The organism is Glaciecola sp. MF2-115 (assembly GCF_047250385.1).
Lineage (GTDB): Bacteria > Pseudomonadota > Gammaproteobacteria > Enterobacterales > Alteromonadaceae > Glaciecola.
Genome location: NZ_JBLBVM010000040.1, coordinates 1 through 18,231 on the forward strand (window position 1 = coordinate 1; position 18,231 = coordinate 18,231).

An 18,231-nucleotide genomic window follows, 5' to 3' on the forward strand; every position below is an offset into this window, starting at 1 on the left:
ACCGTTGTCTTTTCTAAAGTCTGCGATGGTTTTGAAGTCAGGTTGTAAACGCTCAAGTAACCACATTAGCTCTACATTGCGATGGGTTTCTTTTTCTAATCGGCGAGATGACTGAATACGATTCAAATAGCCATAAATATAAAGTTTGAGCATTGTGCCTGGATGATAGCAAGGTCGGCCAGTCGCTTTGGTTTCGACTTTTTCGAACCCTAGTGACGCTAAATCTAAACTATCAACGAAGACATCGATAACGCGTATTGGATTCTCATCCGTGACGAAGTCGTCTAATGCTTCTGGAAACAAGGTGGCTTGGGTTCTAGATTGGCCTTTTATATGATGGGACATTAGCGGTAATCTCCTGCTTTGGCTTACCGCTTTATTATACTAAATACCATGGTGAACTTGGATCGGCTGCTAAGACTGTTTGATCATAAGAACAGCCTACTTAGTTCAAAAGGTGATCAAAACGGAGTTTTCACACAGGCTGCGCTCTTAGCAGACTAAACCACAATAAATCGCTACGTCCGGTTTCTGGGGCACAGCAGCCGTTCGGCCAATGTAGTTTGAGCTTCCGTTTTTCACTCTAAGGAGACCACGGCCGACGCGGTGGTGACAGGCAAGGAACTAGGGCACAACGGTCAGTCGAGCCAACGTAAAAGTATGATACTTTTTTGTTAATCTACAATTCTAGAAAGCTGACAAAAACGTATCTCAATTCTGAAAAGGTTTTTGATTGCACCCATTAAGCACGTTAGAGCAACACATAGCTCTCCGCCACCGAGCAGGTGGGAGTCTTATTTGAGCCGCTCATATAAGCATTTAAGCCGCGCTTTCCCTTTTTTTAATTCATTTTCTCGAAAACTATGCCTTTAGCGCGGTTAGTATCTAGCGATAGTCCGGTTATATCATCGCTTTTGTCTCTAAGGACCTTAAGTAAGCCTAAGCCTTGGTCTGCAAGCAGTGTTTCTAGGTCGATATGAAATAAGACAGTTTGATTGTCTCTTTTGTCAAATGCGATAAGTTGCTTATCGATCAGTTTAATATCTAATTTCTTATCCAGTTCAACACTAAAATATTCACCAGTGAGCGCGTTTAGATCAGGTAATGGTACCGATAGAGCGTTAAGTTTTTTTACCAAAAATGTTAAGCCCCAAGCTACATTGTCGTAGCTGATGGTTCCATCAGGGTTAAACCACAAAACACGTCGGTTATTTTTGTCCACTAAAGCATTTTCTTGTGTCGGCCAAACCTGAACTCTTTTTGCATCAACTATATTAAGATAGAGCTTATTGTGCCCACTCTCTTCCTCAACCAACACTTCTAGCGAATATGAAGGATAATCAGTAAATTGATATCGTCCTGAGTAATGTTCAATTAAATCAGATGTTAACTCTATAAGCTCTAGGGTTAATTCCGATTCCTCTTCCTGAGAGGGTGTAGCATCGCTGCTGGGGGAATCTTCTTCAGGAGTTAAAAAGTCTGCTAGAAAAATATCAAACAATTTGTAAGTCAGGTTTGTTGGATTGCTGTGAGCATAATTGCATAAAGCAACAGCAGAAAAGTGGTGTTCATGATTTCGAACAAATTGAGAACGATATCCTCCCCAAGAGCCGCCGTGCAGAATTACCTCTAAACCTTTATAATTTTCATGCGCTAGACCCAGAGCGTAAGGAATTTCTTCACCATTATTCAGCGTTCCTTTTTTATAGAGTTGCTCTTTTAGCCATCTATAGTCTTCGCTGTAGAAAATTGAATCCCACTTTATAAGGTCTTCAGTAGTAGAGAACACTGCGCCATCACCATACTGTTCCCAATACGACACATCTTTAACAAACATGCCGTCTTCTAAAGCGTATGCTTCCACACGGTTTTTAATCACTTTTTTGTGGGAATTCACATAAGTTGTCACCTGCATTTCGAGCTCATCAAAAATATGTTGTTTGGCGAATTCTTTTAGGGGCACACCAGATACTCGTTCTACTATTTCAGCCGCCAATAAATAGCCAGAATTGCTGTAGGAATATTTTTCCCCGGGCTCAAAGTCCAATGCCTTTTGAATTTTCATAAAAAACATTGCATCTTTTTGAGTAGTAACATCGTCTATGTGGTGATTTGATAGCGTCATAAGATTAATATAATCGCGGATCCCACTAGTATGATTTAAAAGATGGCGAATTGTTATGACCTTACCGTAATTGGGTATTTCGGGCAGATATTTTCTTATATCGTCCTCTATTTTAAGTTTGCCTTGATGTTGCAGAATTAGAATACTGGCAGCAGTAAATTGTTTTGAGTTTGAAGCAAGGTCAAAAACAGAGTCTTTGGTGATGGGTGTCATCAAGCCCAAATGGCCATGGCCATACTGGCCTTGAAAAATGATATTGCCTTTGTGATAAGCGGCAATCGAACAACCCGGGCCCTCGTCTCCAATCGTTTCGGAAAAACTACGATTCGCGTTTGCAGACTTTTTAGCAAGGTTTGAGTTTATCTCATTTGAAACAACGGGTGCAGAAAACACAATTACCCAGAAAGTCACAATGAGAGTAATTAAATTAATTTGCTTAAAAGCGTCCATATCAGTATCCCTTACATAAAGTTTTAATGAAACCCGCTGAGCGTATCGTGTTGGAATATCCGATCCGAGTAGCTCAGATTTATATTATAGACTAATTTTAAGTATTGAAGGTTGGTGTGTATATGCACGTATTATTGTTATTTATTGCATTTGCACTTATACTGACAGGGTAATGCAGGAGAATAATATGGAAGCAATTTTAGAAAAATCTAATCTAAGTAAAACTCAGGTTGTTACCAAAGCTCTCTTTAATTCAAAACGGGAACTTGGTTTATCTAATGAAATTGTAGGTCAAATTATTGGTGCTGACCCCGCAACCGTTTCTCGCATGCAGAAAAAAATGGATATGAAACCAAACAAAGTCTATGAATCTGCAGTGCTAACAATCCGCGTTTATCGTTCTTTATATGCCATTTTAGGTGGCTCAACAGATGCAATGCGGCATTGGTTAAACACAAAGAATCTCGACTTTGACCAAAGAACACCTTTAGACAAGATGAAAACAATCGTTGGCTTAGTAAATGTTGTTGAATACCTTGATGCAATGCGAGGGCATGCTTGATATCGCTGTCCCCAATTACAAGTGACTGCAACGAGCGCTTTTATAGGGTGGTTGAATCACAAGAAAGCGCAGCAACAATGCAAATTGTTGATACGCTTGAAGAGCAGTCTTTATTAGAAGATATTATCGAATCGTCTAAACCACCTATACCTCATCTGGCGGATAAGCCAAAGCGCCACTATTTACTGAGTACACCCTTTCGATACCCACCCTTGAAATATGGATCTCGATATGGTCGCCAATATGAATCTTCTATTTTTTACGCCAGTCACAATGTCAAAAGTGCATTATATGAATCTGCCTTTTATAGCTTTTATTTTATGAGCAGAAGCGAAAAACCATTCGAAGGTGTTATTACCAATAAAAAAAGCTCATTTGCGGCTAATATATCCACCAAAAATTATGTTAATTTGTGCTTGATTGAAGATCCTGAACTACAGCGAGCCTTGAAGCATAAGTCTAACTATACCTATCCACAAAAGGTAGGAGCATATATGAGGGATGAGGGTGTAGATGCTTTTTCGTATTATTCGGCCAGAGAGGGTGGTGGCAAGCATATTGGGGTTTTTTACCTAGATACAATTATAGGATTGCCAGAAGAGGAACGCCAATGGCAAATAAAACAAAGCCCTGAGCACTTGGTTTACTATTGTCCTGCTGATACTTCATTAAACATGGAATTCTCGATAGACACATTTTATGTCGATGGCAAACTTCCCCATCCATCTCAGTAATTTAAAATGACTGCTTATCCTAATTGTTCAAGCCAACGGGGTGCTTTTCTCTTGCTTTGGGTATTAAGCAATGTGTAAAAATCTAAAATTGATTTATTAGCTCTTACGTCGACCAAGCTTAAAGGTTACTTTAGTTCAATCCCTTCAATCGACTTGCAGCGTGACAACGCGACATGATTTCGTCCTGACATATACGCTTCACTACCGAGTTTCATTTATACCGATCCAAGTGTTACCCCCTGAATTTTATGAATAGTGCAGGCTCAAGTTCCTTTGCACAATGGAGCAAAGTATTAGAGCCCTTGCTCCCTGAAAAATGACAACGTTGGTGAAGCTTTGTTTTGGCCTTTATTTAATTATATGCAAATTAACTGCATCCAATTCTTCGAGTTAATCGTTACTTCTTTATCGGGGGGCTGTTGTCCAATAATGGTGCCAATCGGTTTAACCAAAGAAAATGGAGATATATGATGTTTTTTAAAAAAGCAAAATACGGTTTATTGGTAGCTTCAAGCTTAGTGAGTTCACTGGCCTTCGCTGGTCATACAAACAACTTGCTTGAAGCTGAACTGGATGGCAGGCAAGAAGTAGGCAGTGAACAAAGCAATAAGCGTATTTCTGGTGATCCTAATGGTCGTGGTGAAGCCTATGTATTTGGCATTGACAATGACCCCTTTACCTTATGCTACGTGCTAACTGTTGATAAAATTCAGCTTGTTCCTGTCGGTAGTGGTATAGCTGCTCACATTCACAAGGGTAATCGAGGTGAAAATGGGCCCGTAGTCGCGGTATTGGCTGGGCCAGAAGACGGCAATGCCGCCGATTGTTTGACCGAAGGTGAAGCAGGTAAGTTTCCTACTGGGATAAGGGTAAGCGAGATTCTGGAAAATCCACAAGAATATTATATCAATGTGCATAATCCAGATTATCCTGCCGGTGCGATTAGAGGGCAGTTGTTTTACCAATCTGACGACTAATCCAAGTTTATACTCATGAGTAAAGGGCCTCTAGGCCCTTTTTTATTTATATCGAAACTTCCTGTGTTGTTAAGCTGTGACTATAACACTGAGTATATTTCACCATATTGCTAATTTATTGACGCTTTACATACACCTTAGTTAAATATCCTGCACTACGAACACGATAAAGATGAATTATTAAATTCGAAATATATTGATCTATCTCAATAAATGTTTATAATTTCAGAAATTACTGAAACTTCAGAAATAGAGGAAGCTATGAATATGACACCAATGATCGAAACCTTTGTTATGCATTTTGGCGAAATGGGTAGCCGTTGGGGGTTTAATCGTACTGTAGGGCAAATGTACGCGTTGTTGGTGATTTGTGAAAAGCCGCTTAGCGCAAACGATATTGCTGAAGCTTTGAATATTTCCAGAGGTAACGTCAGTATGGGGCTGAAAGAATTGCAATCATGGCGATTAGTGCAAATGCATCACGTTCCGGGCGATCGCAAAGATTACTTTAAAGCCTTAGGTAGCATATGGGACATGGCTAACAAGGTGTTTGAAGAGCGCCGCAAGCGCGAGATGGATCCAACCCTTTCCTTACTCAGAGACATACTCTTGGACAAACCTGCAAATGAGCAGGAAAAATACGCCCAAAGTAGATTGCAAGAAATCCATGATTTACTTGAAAATATCACTCAGTGGAGCGAAGAGTTGCAGCGTTTGAGCCCTGAAAAGATGGCAACGTTGATGAAGCTTGGTTCAGGCGTAGGTAAAGTGCTCGATATGAAAGACAAGTTATTAAAAAGTAGTTAATACAAAGCGCAAGTACTGGGTTTAAGCCCGCTTACGTTTCCTATTTTTACTCGTTTATACGCTAGGTTAAAAATGTGAAAGGTAAACAGACTTAACTATTAGAGGTGCATCATGGCAGACGTAATGCTGCTTTCCCGCATTCAATTTGCGGCTAACATTAGCTTCCACATCTTATTCCCAACTATCACAATCGCCCTTTGTTGGCTGCTGTTCTATTTCAAAGTGCGATTCCATATCTCCGACCATCCTGTGTGGATGCGTATATACCGCTTTTGGGTAAAGGTATTTGCCTTAACCTTTGCGTTGGGTGTTGTCAGCGGCATCACTATGTCGTTTCAGTTTGGCACTAATTGGCCTGGATTCATGGAAAAAGTGGGGAATATTGCCGGCCCCTTGTTGGCCTACGAAGTTCTGACGGCGTTTTTCTTGGAAGCTACCTTTTTAGGGATCATGCTATTCGGTATTAATCGTGTGCCGCCTTGGGTCCATACCTTAGCAACTCTGATTGTAGCGATTGGTACCTCCTTATCTGCCTTTTGGATTTTATCTTTGAATTCATGGATGCATACACCAACAGGGTTCGAAATGCGCGATGGCGTTGCTCACGCGCTTGACTGGTGGGCGATTGTATTTAACCCCTCATTTCCGTTTCGCTTTGGTCATATGATGTTAGCTTCAGGGCTAACGGCTTGTTTTTTAATCGTGGGTATTTCGGCCTATCGGATCTTACGCGGCGACAACAAAAAAGCGCCCAACATAGCGCTTAAAACAGGCTTATTCGTTGCTGCGATACTCGCGCCATTACAAATATTGATGGGCGATTTACATGGCTTAAACACTTTTGAACACCAACCGCAGAAAGTCGCGGCAATGGAAGGAATATGGGAAACCACTCAAGGGGCGCCGCTATTGTTGTTTGCGATCCCCGATGAGAACAATCGAACTAATGATTACGAACTGGCTATTCCTAAACTCGCTAGCGTCATCTTAACCCACGAACCCGAAGGTAAAATAAAGGGATTAAACGAGTTTGAAGGCGAGCATCCACCTGTTCGGCCTGTATTCTTTGCGTTTCGGATCATGGTCGGGCTGGGCATGTTAATGCTGCTTAGCGCTTGGTTAGCCAGCTTTGTCTTATGGCGTAAAAAAACTTTACCGAAGTTCGCGCTCAAATTCTTTGTTGCCATGACTTTTTCAGGATGGATAGCAACGCTTGCAGGCTGGTATGTCACGGAAATCGGTCGTCAGCCTTATTTGGTCAGTGGCGTATTAACTGTTGCTGATGCTGTAACTGATATTCCATCGGGCAACGTGGTTATGAGTTTAGTCATGTATCTAAGCGTTTATGTATTTTTATTAATAGCCTATATCAAAACTTTGTTTTATATGGCCCGCAAGTCGGTGCAAATTGAAGAGTACGAACTTGCCAAGTCATCCCTTGCACATCCGTTTAACAAGCAGGAGGCCTCAGCATGATCCTCGATAACCAACTTCCCATTATCTTTGCAGGGCTTATGGCCTTTTCTGTTTTGGTTTATGCCATTTTAGATGGATATGATCTAGGCGTCGGCTTGTTAATGCCAATGGATAACGAGTCGCAACGGGACAAAATGATCGCTTCAATTGGCCCCTTTTGGGACGCCAATGAAACTTGGTTGGTACTGGCGATTGGTTTGTTGTTAGTCGCCTTTCCAGCTGCACATAATGTGATCTTTAAAGCCCTATATTTGCCTGCGGCAATCCTGTTAATTAGCTTGATCCTGCGGGGCGTATCGTTTGATTTTCGGGCAAAAGTGATTGCTGAACATAAGAATCGATGGGATCGCGTATTTAAAATAGGTTCACTCGGTAGTGCTGCATCGCAAGGTTATATGCTGGGTATGTTTGTGATGGGATTTGAAACTACGTTTGTTGCCGTGGCATTTAGTCTTCTCAGTGCAGTGGGAGTTACCATGGCATATGCATTGATTGGAGCTTGCTGGTTAATCATGAAAACCGAAGAGCAACTGCAAGTTCGAGCCATAGCTTGGGCACGCAAGGCTGGGTTTATCAGTTTTATAGGCATTTTTGCGGTTTGTTTGATCAACCCACTGATCAATGATGCAGTCTTCGCCCGTTGGACTCAATTACCTTGGGCTTACTTCTTTGGTCTGATCCCCTTATTGTGTTTTGGCTTCTTTGTTATTGGCTATTACACCTTAAAGCGCTTACCGTTAAAGGACGATTCAGGTTGCTGGTTACCCTTTGTGTTGTGTACTTGCATTTTCACCTTTAGCTTTATTGGGCTCGCACTTAGTTTTTATCCTTATGTAGTACCAGGTGAAATTACCATTTGGCAAGCGGCGAGCGCCCCTGAGTCTTTGCGTTTCATTTTGTACGGGGCATTAGTGGTTATTCCTTGTATCTTCGCTTACACCTTGTTCTCGTATCGCGTGTTTTGGGGAAAAGTGAGAAATTTGGAATACTATTGATAGGGGTAATTCGGCAAAGTAGCAGGTGGACTACCTTTAATTTACTTTGCCGCACTCAAATAAGGCTAGGCAAAAACAAAACAATCGCCGGTGCATAGGTTATTGCAATCAAGGCGAATAGCAGGGCGATGATGAAAGGCCAAATTTCTTTCATGAAATCACCCAAGGGGACTTTTGTTACGGAGCATGTGGTAAACATCATCGAACCAAATGGTGGTGTTACGCCGCCTATCATAATATTGACTATCATGATCATGCCAAAATGCACAGGATCAACGCCTAGAGCAACCACCACAGGTACAAGCAATGGAGCAATAATAATTAATGCGGCTCCGCCCTCTATAAACATACCAATACAAAGTAAAAATATATTTATTAATCCTAACATTGTGTATTTGTTTGAGGTGAAATCTAACAAAAAAGCGGTGAGCGCTTGTGGTATCCGTTCCCAATTCAGGTAGTAACCAAACACTGAAGCGGAGACAATGATAAGCACGACAGTGCCAGTGCCGTATATCGTGTCCAATAGAATTGGCTTTATATGCTTGAACTTCAGTTCGCGGTACACAAATATGCCAATCAGCACAGACGCGAGCACAGCCATAGCGCCGGCTTCCGTTGGTGTAAATAAGCCAAATCGCAATCCAAGAATGATCCCAAAAGGCAAAGCAAGTGACCAAATAGAATCTTTAAATTGATGGCCTATTTCTTTGAGTGTAGCGCGCTTATCTCGGGACGGTTTGTATTTACGTTTTCGTGAAATAAGCCATACGGTAATCATGAGTGCGCCAGCCATCATCAAGCCCGGTGCGTAACCCGCTAAGAATAACTCTGCAATTGATACTTGCGCAATTAACGCGTAAATAATCATTACGATACCTGGCGGGATAACGGGAGAAATTGCTGAGGAAGCTGCCGTTATTGCCGCCGAGAATTCTTTGCTATAGCCGCGTTTTTCCATTTGCGGCACCATAATTTTACTTTGCATGGCGGCATCGGCATTCGCTGAACCCGAAACGCCGCCCATGAAAGTACTTAAAACCACATTAACTTGTGCCAAACCGCCAATAAGGTGGCCGGTTAACACTTCGGCCATTTGCATCAGTTTTTTACTGATACCGGAATAATTCATGACAGATCCAGCCATCACAAAGAAGGGTATTGCCAAAAGAGGAAAAGAAGCGGCAGAGGTAATAAACTTTTGTAAAACTAAGTCTGGCGGCATGCCAGCATCAAAGAAAGTAAAATAAAAGATTGAAGCACCGAGCAGCGCATAGGCAATCGGCACACCTAAAAAATACAGAAGGAATAGAAGGAGAACAGGCAAATAAATCATATAGCCTCACCCTTCGCCATATAATTCAGAATATCTCGATAAATAGATCGTATTGTGTAAAAAGTAATAAGCCCAAACCCTACAACCAGAGCCAAATTCATCACTGCCGAACTAATGCCCAAAACGGCTGTGGGTTTTTCCCAAGCGATATTGGTAAAAACGATGGCCATATAGAATATATAACCGTTGATTGCTAGCAAAACCCAGCCCATAAAAAATCGAAGCATATCCCCGATAGGTTTGGGCATTTTTGTAATGAGTACGTCAATTCCCAAGTCCATTTTGTGTTTATATGTGGCGCTTGCACCTATAAATACGGTCCAAACAAAACAAATGGTAGCCACTTCTTCGGCCCAAAAAATGGCATAGCCAAACAAATAACGCAAAAATACATTAATGATCACTAAGGAAATCATGGTCACAATAAATACGCTGCACAGAATTTCTTCTAAATTTTTGAATACGTAGTTAATGAGTGATCTCATTATTTAGCCTTTGCGCGAATTTTTGTTAATTCGGCTTGAATTTGTTCATACATTTCCATTGTTACACCGGGCAATTTTCCATCGTAAAGCTGAAGGGTTCGAGTTTCAAAGGCAGCGCGGTCAATATCATTGAACATAACGCCTTCAGCTTGTAAGTCTTTAATCACCTGCGCATGATTGTCTTTCAGTTTTTTAATCATGGCTTCTGCTTCATAAGCAAATTCATGCTCAATAATGCGTTGATATTCAATTGGAATTTTTGCCCACACTTCAGTTGAAATATATACGCCACAGGTGCCCAAGAAGTGATTGGTAAATGCCACGTTCTTTTTGCCCGTTTCATACACCTTCGCACCTAGATTAGTAAACTCCGATCCTTCGAGCCCGTCTACAACACCTTGTTGTAATGCGCTAAACGTTTCGCCCCAAGGTAACGGTGTTGCATTTGCTCCCATCGCGTTAAGCGTTTGGATAAACAGGTTGCTGCCCGGGGATCTCAGTTTTACGCCTTCTAAATCTACGGGGGTAGTAATGACTTTGTCGGTGATTAAGTTTCGAAACCCAAATATGTACTGAAGTGAAAGCACCTTGATGCCTTTGCCTTCGAGTTTCTGTAGCCAGCCTTTTACCATGGGTGTTTTAATAATTTCCATATATTCATCGTAGTTGTTGTAAAGCATTGGCCCCACTAATGCTGTGAATTCGGGAACATAATCTCCAATATACGATGGGTCTTCTACAGAAATAAAATGTGCACCTCGAACAACCATTTCAACACCGTCTTTATATGCGGCTATTTGCGCACCTGGGTAAGTTAATATTCTGACGGCACCATCTGTTTTGTTCTCAATCCGCTCGGCCACAAGTTCAATAGATTTTGCTAACTCCTCGTTAACGTTAAACACATGACTTAATCGCAGAGTAATTTTAAAGGGAGCGTCAGTTTTGTTCTGGCTACACGCACTCACAAATAGAAATGTGGAAAGGGCGACTGATAGCATTATGAGCTTTAATTTTGTGCGCATGGGTTTTTAAAACTCATAAATTGTGAAAAGTAAATTTAAGAATAAAGCACACAGGTGAGGGATGCAAAGCATGAAAATAAATTCGTAAAAAATACATTCTCTTGCGCTGATGGCACTTAGCCGCCATCGAGCCTAACTAAATGATGAACGTGCTATCTGTGAATAACAAATTTTCGTGGGTTTGGCACTACGAAAAAGCCGGCATTTAAGCCGGCTCAATATTACTTTCACACAAATTAATTATGCGGTTGCTTCTTGCAAGGCCTTCATCTCATCGTGCAATTGCTGTGCTCTTGCTCGCATTTCACGAAGCACTAAAGTACAACTTGCTGGCTGGTCTTCTGCCATCGCCTCATCTAACACTTCCAAGACCTTATCTTCGACTTCTTCGAGTTGCTTCACATACGTGTGCTCCTCGTCTGAAGTAAATGCACTTAACACCTTAGTGTAAGCTTGGCGTGTGCTCACCATCCAGTGCGATTCTTCTTCTCTGCTACCCGTTTTGTTGATGATGAATGGTTGCAGTTTTTCAATCGCCTCAGTCTTTTCTTTGATCATTTTCGAAAATGTAGAGCGGATATTCGGAGAGTCGACTTTTTGTACCGCCTCTTCGTAAAATTCCACCCCACCTTGTAATACTTTTACAATATCTGAGATATTTGATGCGTGTTTAATTACGTTGCTCATTTCATCTCCTTTTTTAAATTGACTAACCATTTACGGTTAGTTAGTGAGAAGATTGCAACGCTCATACCAATTTTTAAGTGATTGTTTTTATTAGTATGTTTTAGTGTGAGACTTAGTTCGTTTCTGCTAGTGGGAAAATCTTACATACTTACTTGAAAATAATTTACTGTTCTAGCTGACGCTTATAATGACATCTGCATTTTGGGATGCAAAAAAGCTCAGCCTTAGATTATGGAGTAGTCCAAAAAGTATGAAGCAACTCCGCCAATCTGCATCTTTTGTTCGAGTGTTCTAATATTTAAAACTCACACATAACTAAACTAAAACTTAGCCACAAAGTACTCTATACTTGTCACTTGTTTTCTACAATTTGAGTGGGTAACTATGGTCAATTCATCAAAAATCATTTCCTTGATTATAAGCTTAAACTTCATCGCAATAGCAAGTTCAGCAGCCGCTAGCGAACTTCCAGATGGAAAAGGAAAAGCATCGGTGCAAGCTATTTGTTCTGCTTGTCATAACGTCAACCGCATTTCGACAAGTCTCGGTTATAGTCGCGATCACTGGTTGGCATTAGTGGACTCGATGGTTGATCTCTCTAGTAACAAAACCCAGCAGAATATAATGGCCGATTACTTGGCTGAAAACTTTCCTCCCACTACGAATAGAGCTCCTACGCTTATACAAGGCAGCAATAAAGTTGAATTTAAAGAATGGGTGGTGCCAACACTTGGTCAACGTTCACGTGATCCAGTAGAAGCGCCTGATGGCTCAATATGGTGGGTTGGTCAGTGGGGTAACGTTGTGGGGCGCATTGATCCTGAAACTGGAAAGATGCAAGAATATCCCTTGCCGCCTGGTGCCAAACCACACTCTGTAACGCCCGATAAAGATGGTTTTATGTGGTATACGGGAAATAAGAACGCCACCATTGGTCGCCTTGATCCGGTTAATGGAAAAGTGAAAGTTTACGAAATGCCAGATCCTCAGGCACGCGATCCCCATACCGCTGTTTTTGATGAAAACGGAATTCTTTGGTTCACGCTGCAGCATTCAAATCGTATCGGGCGTTTAGATCCCAAAAGTGGTGAAATTAAATTAATAGTTGCACCAACGTCGGGTTCAAGACCGTACGGTATTAAGGTTGATGAGTCTGGTGATATTTGGGTGGCGTGCAATGGTAGCAACTGCTTAATAAAAGTTGATCACGATACCTTAGAAATGACAGAGATAAAATTACCACATGAAGATACGACAGTGCGTCGTTTGGACATTGCTGCTGACGGAATGATTTGGTACGTAAATTCAGGTCGTGGGCGTTTAGGGCAATACAACCCAAGCAGCGGTGAAATCCGTGAGTGGCCTTCACCCAGTGGCGCTAAATCTCATCCTTACGCCATTGAAGTGATTGATGGGGTGGTTTGGTATAACGAATCGGGCATGCGTCCAGATAGTCTAGTGCGTTTCGATCCAAAAAATGAAACGTTTCAAAGCTGGGCAATCCCCTCTGGTGAATTTTACGCAGGCATAATACGCCACATGCGCCCTACTAATGATGGTAACTTGCTAATCCATCAAAGCTCTACTAATCGTATTATTCACGTTAAAATTGGTAAATAGCTGTGTACTAAAAGCAGTGAGCTAAGAGCAGAGTCTGCTAGTCAAGCTTAAAGAAGTTCGCTAGCAGACTAAGAGCTCGCCCGAATACCACTATCTAAACGGTAGTGTCTAACTGTTTCTTAAGACTTCCCTTACAATTACGCAAAATAAAAATTTTGGTATAAACTTTTGCTTTAGAAGCGCTATATATTCGCAGCAAAAAATGCTGGTAGTCTTTTATTTACGTTTCCTAAATCGATAATTTGAAACGATAAGGAAGCAATATGAATACCTTCAAAAAAGCCAGTTTGCTGGCAACTCTAATATTATTAATAAGTACCAGTTTTACCCAAAATGCCCAATCCTTTGATTTTGATAACGGGAATGCACCCGCACAAATAGTTATTCCTACAATCATTCCCGTCATTATTCAAGATGTGTCCCCAGGTGCGGGAGATGCAACATTGGTTTTGCGCAATACTACATTAGTGACTAATGCCTGGTTCGATGCTATAGCACCCTATCATCCGACAGCTATGGGTATTTATAGTCAATTCGATCATCGCTTGACTGAACCTACCAACAGAGAAAAAAACATTGCGATTTTGTATGCAAGTTACCACGTAATGATAAGCTTACAACCGCAGAGATTGGAGACGTGGCGAGCTATGTTAGAAGAGCTAGGTCTGGATCCAGACTTAGACACTAACGATACCACGACACCAGAAGGTCTAGGCATAGTTGCAGGCAAAAACGTGGTACTTAACCGTCAAAATGACGGTATGAATCAGTTGGGCAACATCGCTGCAGATGGTGAAGAAGCTAAGTATAACCGTGTCCCTTACCTTGATTACACTGGTTATACGCCGAAAAACTCTCCTATATTATTACTGTTCCCAAGCAAATGGCAGCCCGCGTTGGTAAGTTCTGGTACAGGTCTTTTTAAAGCTCAGCATTTTGTCACTCCTCAACTAAAAAATGTTACCCCTTACTCGTATAAGAACCCGCGCAAATTTCGAGCACGCAAACCGGTAAACAGTAATGTCAGAAATTGGTCAGGTTACGTTGGACAAGCGCAGGAAGTACTTGAATACTCCGCTAATTTAACCGAAGAACAAAAGATGAAAGCTGAGTTTTTCGATAATAAATTTAGAAGCTTAGGTTTTTCTGCAGTTCAGGCGGCGCAACTGTATAACCTAAACCTGATGGATTTTGTTCATTTTGACTTCTTAGTTAACGTTGCAGCTTTTGATACTTCTATCGCTATCTGGCAGGAAAAGTATCGGCATGACGCCGTTAGACCATTTAGCGCTATTGCTTATATTTGGGGAGACAAGCGCGTAACCAGCTGGGGCGGACCTAGACAAGGAACGGTTAGTGACATGCCGGCAAATCAGTGGAAAAGCTATATGCCAGTTGCGGATCATCCTGAGTATCCATCAGCATCAGCAAGTTTCTGTGCAGCACATGCGTTAGCAGCCCGCAAATATCTTGGCAGTGATAATCTAAATTGGACAATTCCAATCCCTCAAGGAAGCTCAGTGGTCGAACCTGGCTTTTCACCTATATCAGATACTGAGTTGTATTTTGATACATGGACAGACTTTGCAAACGATTGTGGTGATTCCAGAGTGTGGGCAGGAGTTCATTTCCCTGATGCAGTCCCATCTGGTCAAAAGATTGGTCGTAAAATTGGCAGAATTGCCTATGATTTTGTGATGAGTCATATTGACGGCGACGTAAAATAACAATACAAAAGATTGGTCGGATTTATTTTATGCATAATATCTGACCTTCTTTTATTACTTAACTCCAAACAGCCTTTATTTCCAAGCCAGTTTCATTCGACATTGGCTTGTTTGATTGTGCGCGCTCCAAAAGTACATCGTTTTCTCTCGTTACGTCCGCTGGAAGAAATCCGTCACAGTGTCTCAATGAAATATATTCTTCCCAGTAACAATTAACACTCGTTGGAAAATAAAAAACTGCGCTTAGTTTAGCATTCAAAATACCGTAAATGTCATTGGTTGTGACATCTTGACTTATAGTGAGACATGATCTATGTTTAGAACAGCACTAAATTAGAATTAGTAAAGTTAATACCATGGCAAGTAGAGCTATTTTGCTAGTATGCAAAAAAAAGTTGAATGCTTGTAAGTGTTGAGTCCGCCAAGGAAATATCTCAGCATTAACTTCGGGGTACAATGCAAACAACCGAACTTGCTGATGTTCTTACATATCCTATTTAGTTGAATTGTTTAGATAGACTAACTCATTGAATTGCATTGCAATATTGATGAGGAGCTTTCAATGTACAAAGAAGGAATGGATGATGAACAACATAATGCAGCTGCAAATAAAGTCCTATTTGGGTGGCTTTAAAAAACAAAGTTTTGCCATTTTGGTAGCCATGATAGTGACAAACTCAGCGATGGCTGGACCCATTATCATTTCTGAGCATAACTCTCTGGTAACGGTTACTTTAGAAAATCTTGACTTAAATATTGATGATTTAAATCTAAAGATAGGTGATGTATCTAATAGAGGTGCGGTGCTGGGTTACTTAAGTGAAACAGCGAATGGCCGTCAAGTAGTGGCAGACCCTTTTATTCGATATGAAGATCAATTCGGCACAAATGCCGGTTCGTATTCAGCAACAATAGACCAAAGCGCTAATACTGATGGTTTTAGCTATGCTTCTAATATTCAATCCGTCAATGCTGCCGGCTTGCGGAGCCCAATGGTGGCATTGAATGCTAGAGTAGATTCCACATTTTTTGTTACCGAGGACACCAAGGCGAGGGTTAATGTTGCATTACAGGGTAATACATTTGCTGGTCGTGACTTTGTAGGCATACAGATTGATGGTAATGGCGAAAACGGAGAGTTTGAACGCTTGTATTATGCCCCATCGCGCTTTGGTTTGGCGGCAGGTGTATCGGGAACCGATAGTCTAGAAGTAACACTTAAACAAGGATTTGAATATAAGCTGTCTGGGGAATCCAGAGGGAGTACTTTGTATAGTGCTCCTCACGACGGTCAGGCTCCTCCGTCGAGTTTGGCATATAGCTTATTGGCAACACAATCATTGCTTGGTAACTCAGAGAATAATAGTTTGAAACCGGCAACGAGTAACTACAATGGTGTCATGGGGACGAGCTTTGGCCATCAGTTTTTGTTAGATAGTGACGAAGTTGTAGATTGGGGCAATGCGGCTGTTTGGATTGATCCCGAAGTGGCCATCGGTTACGATTATTTCTTTGATGGTGCCGGTGTGATTGGCATCGACCTACCAGCCTTTGATGTGTTCAATAACCTTACCTATCAGCTATTCGACTTGTCTGGCAACTTACTAGCAGATTTGTTTGCAGGCGATTCATTTGATTTCTCTAGTGTCATGAGTGGTTTTAGTCTACGCGGTATTGATCCAAGTCTTGGTCTCGATCCTTTTTCACCTGGATTTACCTTGGGTCTTCGTTTTGATACGCCCAACAAAAACACAATCCTGATCACTCAACAACCCATTACTTCAAATTTCAATGTTAACGCTGTTTCTACGCCAGGTGGGTTGTACTTATTTCTATCAGCCGCCGTGACATTGATTGTATTGAAACGCAGGTCATGGGGAAAATAATCAAAATAAGTTACCTTAGCAAAGACGGTTCCCTAGAGCTTATACGTAGTGTAATTCAGAGTAAGCGTATATTCGGTTTTCACTGAACAGATGTTGCGCTCACAACTTTATTCTTACCCTGCTCTTTAGCCTGATATAGTAGCGCGTCTGCCTGAGCTATGACTCCATCAATGGCTTTGTTGAGATCGGCGTTCTTAAATGAGTCTAATTCACAATGATAGGCGCCAATAGATACAGTAATTGGACTAGGTACTACCGTAATGTCACTGAGGTTTGTCATAATCCTTGCGCAGATACTTTCAACATTCCTTAGATTAGAATTCGGCATCCATAACAAAAACTCCTCGCCACCATAGCGAGCGATTACGTCATATTCCCTCAAGGCTATCGATATTTTTTTAGCTACTTCCGCTAAAATATCATCGCCTTTCTGGTGTCCGTATTCATCATTTATTGCTTTGAAATCATCAATATCAACCATAGCAACGATACCTTCGCCTTTTGTTCTGCGAAGCGCGTTAAAACTCTTACGTAATTCTGCATACATGCCGCGTCGATTTATGACGTTGGTTAAACTGTCATAATTCGCTAAACGAGTCAGTTCCTTGTTTAACTCAGCCAGTTGCGATTCTTGCTCGCGACGAATTAATTCTATTTCTATCCAACTAACCATCAGGTTTAAGGCATCGATATCGAACTCTTTAAATTTTCGGGGATAAGGGGTCGGGCTGGAGAAGTTTAGAGTTCCAAACACTTCACCTTCAAAGTAGATAGGAACGCCAATATAAGATTCTAAACCGAAGGCACTGTATGCAGGGTGTGACGCTAATTCGTCATCTTCGCCCATATGCTCGATACAAACAGGGCCTTTGGCCGCGCATGTTATTTGACAGTATGTTGAGTCAAACTCAAAGTGATCGCCTACATTTAACTCAACGTCGTCAGGCACGACACAATATAAGACCTCATAGTCTGTACCTGTAATATTCGACAAAATGCCAATGTCTAAATTGAAACGTTCTAGGCCCATTTTGATTAATTCGATAACTTGATACTCAAAGCCTTTTTCATAAGCATTGGTAATCTCATACAGTCGTCGAATGACTAATTCGCTGCTTTGTCTTTTGGGCAAATTTGACTCCTAATCATGACGACCTAAGTTGGCTTGGTGTCGATTTCAATAAAAATATCGGACATATAATCAGAATATGACAAGTCCTTGAACTGTGCAACACTGCAGGTTGGTATGCTGGCAGAAATGGTGATGTAACAGCGTTAAAGTATAGTTGCTGAGTCTATGTGTTGTGGACTAGTATCTCTAAAGCAACTTTTAGATTAC

16 protein-coding genes are annotated in these 18,231 nt (G+C 41.3%); 9 read left to right on the top strand and 7 right to left on the bottom strand.

What is annotated here, in order from left to right:
• The coding region (locus ACKLNX_RS03705) for a transposase (RefSeq protein ID WP_412971264.1) at positions 1-345 on the bottom strand (345 nt) is incomplete at its 3' end.
• A gap of 496 nt (positions 346-841) precedes the next feature.
• On the bottom strand, positions 842-2,575 hold the full coding sequence (locus ACKLNX_RS03710; protein ID WP_412971265.1) for a serine hydrolase domain-containing protein: 1,734 nt from the start codon (positions 2,573-2,575) through the stop codon (positions 842-844).
• A gap of 187 nt (positions 2,576-2,762) precedes the next feature.
• Between ACKLNX_RS03710 and ACKLNX_RS03715 the strand changes: the two genes are divergently transcribed.
• The 6 genes from ACKLNX_RS03715 to cydB all read left to right on the top strand — a co-directional run bounded on the left by ACKLNX_RS03715 (position 2,763) and on the right by cydB (position 8,126).
• Positions 2,763-3,137 carry an MbcA/ParS/Xre antitoxin family protein gene (locus ACKLNX_RS03715; RefSeq protein WP_412971266.1) on the top strand — a complete coding sequence of 125 codons (375 nt, stop codon included), beginning with the start codon at positions 2,763-2,765 and terminating at the stop codon, positions 3,135-3,137.
• Between the two features lie 77 nt (positions 3,138-3,214).
• Entirely contained in the window at positions 3,215-3,871 is a 657-nt protein-coding gene (locus ACKLNX_RS03720; protein WP_412971267.1) for an RES family NAD+ phosphorylase, read from the top strand.
• Positions 3,872-4,338: 467 nt separating this feature from the next.
• A complete protein-coding gene (locus ACKLNX_RS03725) occupies positions 4,339-4,848 on the top strand; it encodes a CHRD domain-containing protein (protein WP_412971268.1) in 510 nt (169 codons plus the stop codon).
• Between the two features lie 261 nt (positions 4,849-5,109).
• On the top strand, positions 5,110-5,655 hold the full coding sequence (locus ACKLNX_RS03730) for a GbsR/MarR family transcriptional regulator (protein ID WP_411694393.1): 546 nt from the start codon (positions 5,110-5,112) through the stop codon (positions 5,653-5,655).
• A 111-nt stretch (positions 5,656-5,766) separates the two neighbouring features.
• Complete coding sequence (locus ACKLNX_RS03735) at positions 5,767-7,131, top strand: cytochrome ubiquinol oxidase subunit I (RefSeq protein WP_412971269.1); 1,365 nt, start codon at positions 5,767-5,769, stop codon at positions 7,129-7,131.
• Positions 7,128-8,126, top strand: coding sequence for a cytochrome d ubiquinol oxidase subunit II (cydB, locus tag ACKLNX_RS03740; RefSeq protein ID WP_412971270.1), 999 nt, complete (start codon positions 7,128-7,130; stop codon positions 8,124-8,126). The genes ACKLNX_RS03735 and cydB overlap by 4 nt, the downstream gene beginning before the upstream one ends.
• A gap of 55 nt (positions 8,127-8,181) precedes the next feature.
• On the opposite strand, the gene ACKLNX_RS03745 is transcribed toward cydB, so the two are convergent.
• The 4 genes from ACKLNX_RS03745 to ACKLNX_RS03760 all read right to left on the bottom strand — a co-directional run bounded on the left by ACKLNX_RS03745 (position 8,182) and on the right by ACKLNX_RS03760 (position 11,659).
• Positions 8,182-9,462, bottom strand: a complete 1,281-nt coding sequence (locus tag ACKLNX_RS03745; protein WP_412971271.1) for a TRAP transporter large permease — start codon at positions 9,460-9,462, stop codon at positions 8,182-8,184.
• The gene (locus tag ACKLNX_RS03750; RefSeq protein WP_412971272.1) at positions 9,459-9,947 is read right to left on the bottom strand and encodes a TRAP transporter small permease; all 489 of its coding nucleotides are present in this window, start codon (positions 9,945-9,947) and stop codon (positions 9,459-9,461) included. The genes ACKLNX_RS03745 and ACKLNX_RS03750 overlap by 4 nt, the downstream gene beginning before the upstream one ends.
• Entirely contained in the window at positions 9,947-10,972 is a 1,026-nt protein-coding gene (locus ACKLNX_RS03755) for a C4-dicarboxylate TRAP transporter substrate-binding protein (RefSeq protein WP_412971273.1), read from the bottom strand. The genes ACKLNX_RS03750 and ACKLNX_RS03755 overlap by 1 nt, the downstream gene beginning before the upstream one ends.
• A gap of 240 nt (positions 10,973-11,212) precedes the next feature.
• Positions 11,213-11,659: a PA2169 family four-helix-bundle protein gene (locus ACKLNX_RS03760; protein WP_412971274.1), complete on the bottom strand. Its 447-nt coding sequence runs from the start codon at positions 11,657-11,659 to the stop codon at positions 11,213-11,215.
• A 384-nt stretch (positions 11,660-12,043) separates the two neighbouring features.
• Between ACKLNX_RS03760 and ACKLNX_RS03765 the strand changes: the two genes are divergently transcribed.
• From ACKLNX_RS03765 to ACKLNX_RS03775, 3 genes are all read left to right on the top strand, one after another.
• Positions 12,044-13,279: a cytochrome C gene (locus tag ACKLNX_RS03765; protein ID WP_412971275.1), complete on the top strand. Its 1,236-nt coding sequence runs from the start codon at positions 12,044-12,046 to the stop codon at positions 13,277-13,279.
• A gap of 263 nt (positions 13,280-13,542) precedes the next feature.
• A complete protein-coding gene (locus tag ACKLNX_RS03770) occupies positions 13,543-15,006 on the top strand; it encodes a vanadium-dependent haloperoxidase (protein WP_412971276.1) in 1,464 nt (487 codons plus the stop codon).
• A 581-nt stretch (positions 15,007-15,587) separates the two neighbouring features.
• Complete coding sequence (locus ACKLNX_RS03775) at positions 15,588-16,892, top strand: hypothetical protein (protein ID WP_412971277.1); 1,305 nt, start codon at positions 15,588-15,590, stop codon at positions 16,890-16,892.
• A 79-nt stretch (positions 16,893-16,971) separates the two neighbouring features.
• Here the strand turns inward: ACKLNX_RS03775 and ACKLNX_RS03780 are convergent, their stop codons facing one another.
• Entirely contained in the window at positions 16,972-18,024 is a 1,053-nt protein-coding gene (locus ACKLNX_RS03780; protein ID WP_412971278.1) for a diguanylate cyclase, read from the bottom strand.
• Positions 18,025-18,231: the final 207 nt, after the last annotated feature.

Bases quoted from the DNA above. Each gene is read 5' to 3' on its own strand.
- ACKLNX_RS03710 (WP_412971265.1), bottom strand. From the start codon at position 2,575: ATGGACGCTTTTAAGCAAATTAATTTAATTACTCTCATTGTGACTTTC.
- ACKLNX_RS03715 (WP_412971266.1), top strand. From the start codon at position 2,763: ATGGAAGCAATTTTAGAAAAATCTAATCTAAGTAAAACTCAGGTTGTT.
- ACKLNX_RS03720 (WP_412971267.1), top strand. From the start codon at position 3,215: ATGCAAATTGTTGATACGCTTGAAGAGCAGTCTTTATTAGAAGATATT.
- ACKLNX_RS03725 (WP_412971268.1), top strand. From the start codon at position 4,339: ATGATGTTTTTTAAAAAAGCAAAATACGGTTTATTGGTAGCTTCAAGC.
- ACKLNX_RS03730 (WP_411694393.1), top strand. From the start codon at position 5,110: ATGAATATGACACCAATGATCGAAACCTTTGTTATGCATTTTGGCGAA.
- ACKLNX_RS03735 (WP_412971269.1), top strand. From the start codon at position 5,767: ATGGCAGACGTAATGCTGCTTTCCCGCATTCAATTTGCGGCTAACATT.
- cydB (WP_412971270.1), top strand. From the start codon at position 7,128: ATGATCCTCGATAACCAACTTCCCATTATCTTTGCAGGGCTTATGGCC.
- ACKLNX_RS03745 (WP_412971271.1), bottom strand. From the start codon at position 9,462: ATGATTTATTTGCCTGTTCTCCTTCTATTCCTTCTGTATTTTTTAGGT.
- ACKLNX_RS03750 (WP_412971272.1), bottom strand. From the start codon at position 9,947: ATGAGATCACTCATTAACTACGTATTCAAAAATTTAGAAGAAATTCTG.
- ACKLNX_RS03755 (WP_412971273.1), bottom strand. From the start codon at position 10,972: ATGCGCACAAAATTAAAGCTCATAATGCTATCAGTCGCCCTTTCCACA.
- ACKLNX_RS03760 (WP_412971274.1), bottom strand. From the start codon at position 11,659: ATGAGCAACGTAATTAAACACGCATCAAATATCTCAGATATTGTAAAA.
- ACKLNX_RS03765 (WP_412971275.1), top strand. From the start codon at position 12,044: ATGGTCAATTCATCAAAAATCATTTCCTTGATTATAAGCTTAAACTTC.
- ACKLNX_RS03770 (WP_412971276.1), top strand. From the start codon at position 13,543: ATGAATACCTTCAAAAAAGCCAGTTTGCTGGCAACTCTAATATTATTA.
- ACKLNX_RS03775 (WP_412971277.1), top strand. From the start codon at position 15,588: ATGATGAACAACATAATGCAGCTGCAAATAAAGTCCTATTTGGGTGGC.